This window comes from Desulfovibrio sp. 6_1_46AFAA (assembly GCF_000224635.1).
GTDB classification, from domain to species: domain Bacteria; phylum Desulfobacterota; class Desulfovibrionia; order Desulfovibrionales; family Desulfovibrionaceae; genus Desulfovibrio; species Desulfovibrio fairfieldensis.
In genome coordinates this window covers 88,874-98,800 of the sequence record NZ_JH114300.1, presented here as the reverse complement: position 1 = coordinate 98,800, position 9,927 = coordinate 88,874, and the positions used below count along the sequence as shown (strand labels likewise).

4 protein-coding genes are annotated in these 9,927 nt (G+C 56.8%); 1 reads left to right on the top strand and 3 read right to left on the bottom strand.

All coding sequences use genetic code 11. The features are described from left to right. Window positions 1-257 (bottom strand): IS200/IS605 family transposase (tnpA, locus tag HMPREF1022_RS16830; protein ID WP_156802815.1); only part of this gene is annotated, 257 nt, incomplete at its 3' end. Window positions 258-639: 382 nt separating this feature from the next. Here tnpA and HMPREF1022_RS00280 point away from each other — a divergent pair. After that, window positions 640-1,029, top strand: coding sequence for an Arm DNA-binding domain-containing protein (locus tag HMPREF1022_RS00280; RefSeq protein ID WP_009301369.1), 390 nt, complete (start codon window positions 640-642; stop codon window positions 1,027-1,029). A gap of 193 nt (window positions 1,030-1,222) precedes the next feature. Here HMPREF1022_RS00280 and HMPREF1022_RS00275 read toward each other — a convergent pair whose 3' ends face one another. Beyond that, entirely contained in the window at window positions 1,223-7,990 is a 6,768-nt protein-coding gene (locus HMPREF1022_RS00275; RefSeq protein WP_009301368.1) for a non-ribosomal peptide synthetase, read from the bottom strand. 9 nt (window positions 7,991-7,999) lie between these two features. Further along, window positions 8,000-9,898, bottom strand: coding sequence for a non-ribosomal peptide synthetase (locus HMPREF1022_RS00270; protein ID WP_009301367.1), 1,899 nt, complete (start codon window positions 9,896-9,898; stop codon window positions 8,000-8,002). Between the last annotated feature and the right edge of the window lie 29 nt (window positions 9,899-9,927).

Below are 9,927 nucleotides of genomic sequence, written 5' to 3'. Positions count from 1 at the left end.
TTTTTTCCTTTCAGGTACCCCATGAAACTTGATACACTGATTTTTGGAGGAATACTCACCAGCATGTGCACATGATCCGGCATGAGATGGCCCTCGATAATTTCAACACCTTTATATTTGCATAAGTCCTTAAGAATTTCTCCGATACTTTCTCGAATGTTGGCAAATATTATTTTCCGCCTGTATTTTGGAGAAAAGACAATGTGATACTTGCACAACCATTTTGTGTGGGCTAAACTTTGAACTCGAGTTCCCATATAAAAACACCTTTCCCTTAAAAATTACGATGGGCTTGAACAACTCTATCGTATGGGAAAGGTGTTTTTTGTATAACAAATTATTTCCACCCGCATAGCGGGTGGATTTCTGTTTCGCTCGCAAACGCTCGCTCAACTGGCTAAAGCCCCTTATAAAGAAGAATGCCAAGGTCTAAAAGACCTTGGCATTCTTTGTTTTTTCCTTCCGGTATGGTTTCCCAAAGTCCAGCCTTGTCCGCTTGCATCCAAACATTTTATGGGTATATCCGTAGGTAGAAATGTGGTACGACATTTCTGATACCTACATGAATAACCGCGCGGAATCAAAAATATTTTTATCCATGTGGGTATCTCTTCGTCCAACGACAGCCAAGGAGTGCCCATGCCTCTTACCGATACCCACATCCGCAGTCTGAAACCCGACGTGAAGCCCCGCAAGTATTTTGACGGCGGCGGTCTGTTTCTCTTCATCCCCGCCAACGGAAGCAAACTCTGGAGAATGGCCTACCGTTTTGACGGCAAAAGCAAGCTGCTCAGTTTCGGGGAATATCCCACCGTATCGCTCAAGGACGCCAGAGAACGCCACGAAGAGGCGAAGCGCATGTTGTCCAGGGGGATTTTACCCGTCAGACCACAAGCGGCAGCTACGGCAGGCCACAGCCATCGCGGAACGCGACAGCTTCCAAAATATCGCCAGAGAGTGGCAATGCAGGCAGCTGTGATATCTCTTCCGTCACAATGTCGCGGTTGCTTTTTGAACTGGCTGTCATGAGACCTCTTCCCGGTTTTTCCAAAACAGGTCATAGGCGACAATGCGTCTGCTTAATACAAAGGCCCTTCTTTCCCGGTCCCTATCCACATTGCCGCCGGACGGGAAAAGACAGAGTTACGGCAGGCGGAACAAGTCGCTCGCCGGAGTTCGCCAGTGCCGATAAAAACCAAGCCGGTATGCAGTCGCTTTACTGTCAAATCTCTTCCCATTCGCCGACACTGCCGCGTTGTTGTTCTTCAATGTAGGTTACCATCCCAGAAAAACAAATTAAGCTATAAATCTGGCGCACCTGCATTGAAACGCCGAACTCTTTTTCCATGAAATGGACCAGCCGTACCGCCAGCAGGGAATTTCCCCCATCGCTGAAAAAATTGCTGTCACTCCCCGGTTGAACATGGAGCACATCGCTCCACCAGCCGCTAAGGGCCTTGGCCACCCCGGAATCGAATTCGGACGGTTGTTCCCTGCTCCGCTCGGCCAGTCGCGTCATTTCTTCTTTGCACATGGAGCGCAAAGCGGCATGGTCGATTTTTCCCGTATGGATACGCGGCATATCTTCCATCCAGAGAACATAACGTGGGATGAAAGCGGCAGGCAGCCTTCCCTCCAGTTGCAAGCGCAGGGCCGCCGGCAAGAGCTCCAACACAGGCATTTTTTCCACGCGGGGCATATTTCCGCAGTCAGCTGCAAGGCATGCCACAAGGCTGTCGTGACCATTGTCATCCATGCAGAGCACCGAGGCCTGCTGAACGCCGGGCAGAGCAAGAAGCAGCCCTTCCACTTCCTGAGGAGCGATCTTTTGTCCACGGATCTTGATCTGCCGGTCAGTTCTTCCAAGGCAAATCAGATTCCCGTCTTCCGTCCAGACTCCCATATCACCGGTGCCAAAGGCGGGTTCTTCCTTATGCCTGAAAAAGACGTCTGTTTTGATTATGCTGCCGTTTTCCTGAAGATAGCCCTGGCAAACCATTCTGCCGCATACGCAGATTTCCCCGCGCATGCCGGGAGGAAGCACGGCTCTGGTCTTGTCCATGAGAAGGATACGGCCACCGGCGATGGGTTTTCCGGCCGGGACAGCTGATGTGCCCGTGAGGGATGAAGAACAGAGATGCCATGAGGCATCGCAGGTTATCTCGGTACTGCCGTAGAAATTATAGATTTTCGCTGAAGGGAAGGCGCGTTGTAGGCGGTGCGCCAAAGCAGAAGGCAGAGGTTCGCCGCTGGACACAATATGCCGCAAGGCGTCCAGAGTCCCCTTTCCTCGTTCCGCCATGGCGGCAAATTCACGCAGCAGGCTCGGCACCGCCACAAGCCGCGTGATTTTTTCGGTCTTCAAAATTTCATACAGCGTATCCACATGGGCGATGCTTTTTTCTTCCATGAAAAACACAGGGAAGCCATAAAACAGCGGCCCGAAAATCTCGCAAAAGCAGTCGCCGAATGCCATGTCCGTCTTGGAGCATCCCTTGTCCTGCACGGTTGGCGGCATTAATTTTTCTCCCCATTCAAGCCTTCCCACAAGACCGGCATGGGAGAGAGCCACTCCCTTGGGCCTGCCGGTGGAACCGGAGGTGAAGATCACCCAGGCAGTTCGCTCCAACATCCCGGCTGGGCGTTCGACCGCGAGAACCGCTGCTCCGGCGTTTCCCTGCACAATATCGCTCCCCAGCACAACAGGACCTGTGAAAGCCCTTTCCAGGCACCGGCCCCAAAGTCCTGCCAAGTCTTGCGGACAGTTTGCCACAAGTGCAACGGGACTGGCGTGCTCCAGTATGGAAAGCGCTCTTTCGGCGGGCAACGTGACGCTTATAGGCATGACCGCCGCTCCCAGTCGCCATGCCGCAAGCATGGACGCCGCAAGCTCGGCTCCTCGCGGCATGTAGAGTGCGATGAGGCGTGAATGCTCCAAGGGAGTTTCGGCTGAAAGGGCGGGGACAAGGTTTTTCATTGTTTCCGCCATGCCTACGGCCCGTGAAAATAACTCAAGGTAACTGTATTCCCGGCGGTCCCGGCCCGCATACTCCATAATCGCGACCTGATACGGATGGCGGCGTGCCGTCTCAACAAACCAGTCCCACAGGGATGCATGCCGCAGGGGGACGGCCGCCTGGCAGTTCACGCTCTCAAGCAGCACCTCATCCCGGTCAAGGCAATATCGCATTTCTGAAAGAGCCATATCCGGTTGGCGGGCGCATTGAGCAACGACATACTCCAGCCTGGCAAACAGATTTTCCACATGTCTGTGCTCCATCACGGCCTCATCAAACACCACAACGAAGCTCAAGCCGCCATCGGCCTCATGCAGAGCAACCTCCATGTCCATACCGCTCTTGTGTTCTCCTCCCGCCGCAATGGATAAGGTCACGTCCCCGGCCCTGACCAGGCTTTTGTCGGTATTGTCCTGGCTGAACGTTATGGAGAAAAATGTCTTTCCGGCGGATTCCATGCTTGAGTCGTCGCTTCTTACCAGCAGTTCAAAAGGGGCGAGCTCATGTTGCTTGGCCAACATCAGTCCCTTATGGGCGGCTTCCAGAATATCTTCAAAGGTTTGGGCTCCGGCAAAATCAAAAGCCAGGGGCTGCGGGTTGACCAGCATACCCACGATACTTTCCAGGTCGGGAAGAAAACGCTGCGCCGAGTAGGTGCCCAGAAGAATGCGCTCACTTCCAGAGTAGCGTGAGGCCACGAGGGCGAAACCGGCCAGAAGGAAAATAAAGGGCGTTACTTTTTCCTGCGCCGCCGCCCGACGCACCTGCTCTGCCAGAGCATGAGGAAGGGTATGCCGAAAGAAACTGTGACTTCCGCCTCCCTCTCTCGCCTGTGGCCTTGCCCCGGCCAGGCTTGCGTGAAAAGAAGCCGGCTGCGCATCCAGGCTGCGCAGGGCCGCAGCATAGGCGTCCGTGTACTTCTGCATGGCGTCCATGACTTCCGGCAGACGTTCCCAGCAGGCAAAATCGCCATATGAATATTTTGCCATGGGCACTTCCATGCCTTCCATGGCCAAGCGCCACTGGGCCAGAAAGATCTTCATGGACCAGCCGTCAAAAACCGCATGGTGGACCACAAGCAGCAGCTCGGCGGCCTGGGCTTGCCCCTCTTCCACCGGCATGAGGGCAAGGGTTCCCCGTACAAGAGGCCCCTCCAGCATATTCAGCGCCTCCGCCCCTCTCTTCCTGGCGGCGTCCGCCCACCTGCCGGCGGCGCTGTCCGGGGAGAGGTTTCGCAGATCCAGCACCTCAAAAGGCGCTTCAATCCGAGGCAGCACCCGCTGAACAAGCAGCATGCCCCCGGCCGCGTCCGGCCTCTCTTCAAAAACAGTGCGCAATGCCGGATTCGCGTTTATCGCCGTCCCGAACGCGGCAATAATGCGGTCAGTGTCGATCCGACCCCGCAGACTGAACATGAAAGGCAGATTGTACAGCCCGCTGACAGGCTGAATCATTTCGTCCACGTGGATACGTTGCTGCGCGCGCGAAGCAGGGTACAGGCCGGAAGCACTTTGCAACTGCGCCGCCTCACTGAGGGAAGGCAGTTTGTTACGCTCCTCCCCCGCACCCAAGCTGGCTATATATCCGACAAGCGCCGCAAATGAAGGGTGCTGGAATACGCTCAGTATGCCCAGATGCGGAAAACCGGCGGACATGAGTTTGTTGAGCAGACGAATGGCCGTAATGGAGTCGCCGCCGCATTCAAAAAAATTGCTTGTTTCTGATTCAGGCCTGCGGCCAAGCAATTCTTCCCATACTTTTGCCAAGGTTGAGCGCAGCGGCGTATCCAGCCGCACGTCCTCGCCAGTCCGGGGCAGTTGCCATTCAAGAATGGCCTTTCTGTCTACCTTGCCGTTGGAGGTCACCGGAAAAGACGAACACAAGCCGATAAATGGCGGAATCATGTACGAAGGAAGAAAGCGCATAAGATGGGCTCGAAGCTCCTTCAGACAAATATCTTTGCCTTCTCTCCCCCTGACCCAGGCAACCATGACAGGAGAACCTGCCGGGCCGGTCCTGGCGAGAACCACAGCTTCCTCCACGGCGGGAAAGGTCTGAAGATGGTGTTCGACTTCGCTCAGTTCGATGCGGTAACCGCCAATTTTGACCCGATTGTCCTTGCGCCCCACGAATTCCAAAACGCCGTCAGCATGCATACGGACCATATCGCCCGTTTTGAACAGGCGCTCGCCATTTTTCCCGCAGGTGGGAAAAAGCTGTTGGGTCAGGCGATCGTCATTGGAATATCCCGGCGACATAAAAGGCCCCGTGCAGCACATTTCCCCCACCACCCCGCGCGGGCGGATATTGCCTGCCGCGTCCACGACGCGGCAGCCGCAATTGGCTATGGGGGTTCCATACGGCAGGCTGTTCCAGCAATCCTCCACCCTGGTTACCGTATGGGTGACATTCCAGATTGTTATTTCCGTGGGGCCCCCAACCGTAACGATCTTTGCTCCGGGCGCCAGCCGGAACAGCGTCCGTGCGGTTTCCAGCGGCGTCCAGTCGCCGCCGAGGCATACGACACGTAATGATGCCAGAACGCTTTTGACCTTTTCTTCAGACAGTCCGCGGCAATAATCCACAAGCATGGTCAGCATGGCGGGCACGGTATGCCAGAACGTCACGCCGTGCTTTTCGATCAGCTCAAACCAGTGCCGGGGATCCTTGCGCAGGCGGGGATCGGGATAAACCGCGCGCATGCCGCACAGCATATTGCCCATATACTCCGGTATGGACATGTCGTGTTGCAGGGGCGACAGGGCGAGAACCACGTCATCGGCCCCCAGCCCCAGCCTGCCCATGTGGGCGCGCACGTTGAGAATACCGGCAAAAGGCAGTTCCACTCCCTTGGGGACGCCGGTGCTGCCCGATGTGTGGATGACGCAGAAGACGCTCTTGTCCCACACTCGCCGCCCGGTCGGCAGGGCTGTGCGCACCGGTTCACCCGATGCCACATCCAGGATGGGCAGGCCGAAGGCCGCCGCTTTTTCCCGAAGCGACGCGTCGGTCACAACCATGGCCGCGCCGCAACGCCGCACGATTTCTTCCAGCCGCTCAACGGGGCTTTCCACATCCAGCGGAATGCACACGCCCCCGGCAGATTTCACGGCAAAAGGCATGATGCTCTGCCAGCGGCCTTTTTCCAAAAGAATGGCCACCCCTTCGCCGGGTTTGAGGCCAGCCTCGCACATTCGTGCTGATGCGCCGCACACGAGTGCGGGCACGTCACGCCACATGAGAGCGCCCCGGACATCCTCAATGCAGACATACTCCGCGCGCGTGGATGAAAATTCGTCAATAACGGCGGCAACGTCCATGTCGGCAATCGAGCAATCTCCACCCCAGGTCAAACTGTACAGGACAGGGAGGGCAAGAACAGACAGGGGAAATGCTTCATGCCAGATGCCGTCCCTGTCGGCGCAGGCGCGTACCAGGGCCTCAAAAGCGGCAAACATGTTTTCCGCAAGCCCTTCGGGGAAAACGCCATCCAGAATATCCCATGAAAGGCGCAGTTCTCCGCGCACCACGGCATACTGGGCATCAATCCAAACTTGCGGCGTCTGGCTGAGCCCCTTGCGGATACGACCTATGCGTTCAAGGGGTTCCATCCAGGAAGAGCTCGCACCCTCTCCCGCATCCGTTTCACTTGTAAAAACAAAGGGCATGCAGGCTTCCGGCCCCAATGCATTGGCCTGACGCCATTCACGCAGGATGGCCACTCCCGACACATGGCAATATTGCAGGTCTTCCAGCAGTTGCGCCATGACAAGACGGGTCCTTTCCAGAAGACTCCCGCCCGCCATGCAGTCGTATTTTACCAGCGTCATGCTGGCGAATTCACCAACGCACGCATTCACATCCGCATGCACGGGCAGCCTGTTGCCCCAGGGCACATTGATGGTGAACGCGGGTTCTTCGGACCAGTGCCCCAGGGTCTCCGCATAGCAGGCAAGCAAAAAGGCGGCCAAGGTCACTCCCTTGCCGCGCAAGGAATTTCTCAGCGTTTTAAGCTCTGCTTCCGAAAGTCTTGCTTCCAGACGATAGGACTTCACGGGGTCGTTCGAGCTCTTTTTACCGGAGCCACGGGCCTCCGGACGATAGCCCCGCTTTTTTTCAAGCGGCAGCATGGGTGCTGCCGGCAGGGTGGTCACTTTGGTTTTCCAGTAGGAAAAACTGGCCTGATAGGCGGAGGAATTCCGGAAGGACTGCACGGCAAGTACATAATCCCTGAAGCTCAAGCCCGGCGGGGGAGGTAGCGTCAGGCCGTGATACAGGGCGGTCAATTCTTCCATGAGCACGCGGTAACTCTGCCCGTCCAGGCACCATGTGTCCTGGCTGGCAAAAAGAATGTCAGTTCCGTCCGGCAGCCGCACCGCGTGAAACGCACACTGAGGCCATGTTTCGAGTGAATAGCAGCGGCAGGACAAATCGCGGCGGATGGAGTCCAGCGTCTTGTCCGCTTCCCGCGCAGACAGGTCCGAGGCGTCCGTACGCATTATCCTGATGGGGGAATATTCCCTCAGGATGCGCTGCATGCCGTCTCCGACGACCACTGCATGCAGCATGTCATGTCGCTGCACCAGCGTATTCAGGCATTTTTCCAGGCGCTCCACATCAAGGCTCGGGACCTCAAGCTCAAAGTATGCGTGAATGCCCACCTGCCCATATTGCAGCGTGTCTCCGCGCCCGATCCAGTATGCCTGTTGGTTGTCCGTCAGCGGAAAGGGCATAAAACGGTTTTGGACATCCGGACTGAGTTCCGGAATCTCCTGCCGCAGGGCCCTCTCTTCTTCCTCAAGCAATTGCAAAAGCTCCCGCTTGCGCAGCCTGAGAGTATCCAGACGACTGCTTGTCAGGGCCTCTCGCGGGCCGCGGCAGACAATCTCCCCCTCTTCAGCATATAAGACTATGCCCTGACTGCGCAGTTCAAAAACAAATTCGAGAAGTTCCGCTGGATACCCGGCATTCATGGCATACCCCTAAATCTTGACGGTCAGTTCGTCCTGGGCATTAAGCCCTGTGCCGCGGACGGGCAGGAGCCGCGCTCCCGCACCGCTCCCGGCGGCCGCCGGGCCGTTCATTCTGGCATTTTCAATGAAAAGCCTGACCACATAGGCGGTGCGCGGATGTGAAAAAAGTCTGAAAGGAACCGCCACCTGAAAGACGGAGCGGAAAACGGCAATCAGTTGCGCGGCAAGCAATGATGTGCCGCCGTGATCAAAGAAAGCGTCATTTTCGCTGAAAGCTTCAGACCGCAACACTGCCTGAAAGGCCGCGCAAACGTCACCACCTGAGGAAGATGGTTTCACGGCAGGGGGTGCCGGCAGGCGCTTTTGATCAACTTTGCCGTGGGCGGTCAGCGGAATGGATTCCACAACAAGGATGTGCCCGGGAACGAGATGGGCGGGAAGTTCTTCCGCAAGAGCCTTGCGCAGGTTCTCAGCGAAAATCCCGGGTTCCATGCCGAACGCGGAGCCGTGGGCCACCACATAGGCGACAATGGTCGGGTAGTCCCCGCGCACAAAGGCGACATGCACATTGGACACACAGGGTTGGCGCATGACGGCCGAACTGATTTCATCGGGGTCCACCCTTTTGCCCCCGATCTTGAACTGCGCATCTCTTCTCCCCACCAGAACAAGCCGCCCGTCGGGTTGCAGATAGGCCATATCACCTGTCCGGTAGCAGCGTTTTCCGCTTCGGGGGTCAATCACAAAGCAACGGGCCGTCCGTTCCGGATCATTTATATACCCAAGCCCCACGCCCGGACCGCCGATGAGCAGTTCCCCCACCTGTCCTGCAGGCAGAGGCGCAAGATCGTCATCCACGACCAGCAACTCGGCATCGCCAAAGGGTTTTCCCACTGCAAGGGGACCTTCGGGCAGAGGAAGACTTATGTTCCCGGCGGCGGCGACCGCGCAGGTTTCCGCCGCCCCGTAAGAGTTGTTCATTACGATGCCGGGGCAGGCGCGCATGATCTTTTCTATACGACCCTTATTGGGCAATTCTCCGCCGAAAATCAGGACTTCAAGACCGCTGAAAACGCTTTCATCCTGTGCGGCAAGCGCGCTCATGACGCTTACAGGCATGGCTGCCGTATTGATCTCCCATTTTTTCAGATGCATTTTCAGACTATGGGCATCAAGCAGCGTTTCTTCCGGGGTGAGCACGAGCGTGCAGCCGTTCAGCAGACTGATCCAGAGCTCTATAATGGAAAGATCAAAAGTAAGTGCCCCTCCGTAAAGCACTCTCTTGCCGGCGCTGAATCCGGGCATGCCCCGTGAGCCGACAAAATTGGCGCAAATGCCGTCATGGGGCAGGGCCACCCCCTTGGGTGTTCCGGTGGAGCCCGAGGTGTGGATGACATACAGCGGCGGGGGCATATCCCCATACCGGGCCCGCATCACATCTCTCATTTCCACTCTGCTCCAGGCTGAAACAACCTTCTCGGCTCCAAACAGATCATTGGTATAAACAACGGGCGTTTCACCGCCCCAGCCGGACACGGACATACCCTCCTTGTCGCACACAAGCAGGCACATGCGACAGTTGCCCCTGACCGCTTTCAGACGGTTGTCCGGCCAGTCGCAGCCCAGGGGCATATAGGGAATGCCTGCTTTGGCGGCCCCCACCGCAGCCACGACATGCCGCGCCGAGCGGCAGTGATAGAACCCGATGACCGGCAAGGTATCTATCGAGTATGGCATCTCTCCCTGCAGAATCCCGGCATCGCCGGCACGGGTAAAAATTGCGGCGGCTCTGTCGGAAAGCAAATCGAGATCCGAAAACGACAGGCACAGGTCAGGCCCCATAACCGCCGGAACGCCTGGGTTGGAGCGCGCCACTTCTGTAAAGCGTCTGAGCAGATCTGTTGCCATGATTCCTCTCTTACTGGACGGTAAAAACA

Bases quoted from the DNA above. Each gene is read 5' to 3' on its own strand.
- HMPREF1022_RS00275 (WP_009301368.1), bottom strand. From the start codon at position 7,990: ATGAATGCCGGGTATCCAGCGGAACTTCTCGAATTTGTTTTTGAACTG.
- HMPREF1022_RS00280 (WP_009301369.1), top strand. From the start codon at position 640: ATGCCTCTTACCGATACCCACATCCGCAGTCTGAAACCCGACGTGAAG.
- HMPREF1022_RS00270 (WP_009301367.1), bottom strand. From the start codon at position 9,898: ATGGCAACAGATCTGCTCAGACGCTTTACAGAAGTGGCGCGCTCCAAC.